Source organism: Oleiphilus sp. HI0132 (assembly GCF_001635845.1).
Genome location: NZ_LWGJ01000328.1, coordinates 1 through 654, shown reverse-complemented (window position 1 = coordinate 654; position 654 = coordinate 1). Strand labels below are relative to the sequence as shown.

The following is a 654-nucleotide window of genomic DNA, read 5'->3' as shown; positions in this document are numbered from 1 at the left end:
ATAAAGTGATGTCGTTACCGAGCAGGTGATGGTTGCGAACATAATCATTCACTGCATTCACCGAGGTTTCTTTCACGACCTCAGCATCGGGACCTTCGTATAAATACAGTTTTGCATGCACGTCGTAGTTTATGATTCGGCATGCTTTGACTGTTAGCTCGTCTGTCAAAGGCCGAACTTCGTCAGCGTTTAAAGTCTGAAAAACCTCATCCAGCAGCTCATTTGAGGGCATGCCTTTGCCTTGCGTGGACAGCACTGTGACATCGACCTTTCCGGGGGATGGACTGTCGACATCCACATCTTTAACCTGGGGGCTTGCCGCAAGAGCATGGTAAACATAACTGCCTATTGGACCAGCCGTACTATGTCCTTCTAAACTGAGTTGGACACGTTTTCTAAGTCGGTCATCGCTCTCATAAGTTGGCTTAACAGGAGGTAGCGCATCTGGATCGCCTGGACTGATCAATTGGCGTGTCACGCCGAAAAAAGCCGCTAAGTTGTCGAGGTCCGAGCCGATTGCATAGGCCAGCATGACACCATGAGCAGAGTCGTTAATTCTCGCTCTGATCAGCATCTCTCGGTATGCAGCGACCTCTAATATTTTGTAAACGGGATCACTTTCTAAAAATGCGTTAAAAGAAGCGTCTCGGCTGA

The 654-nt window shown here is 48.3% G+C and carries 1 protein-coding gene; it reads right to left on the bottom strand.

Features of this window, described 5'->3' with window-relative positions; all coding sequences use genetic code 11:
- Positions 1-654 (bottom strand): baseplate J/gp47 family protein (locus A3766_RS03945; RefSeq protein ID WP_068641719.1); only part of this gene is annotated, 654 nt, incomplete at both ends.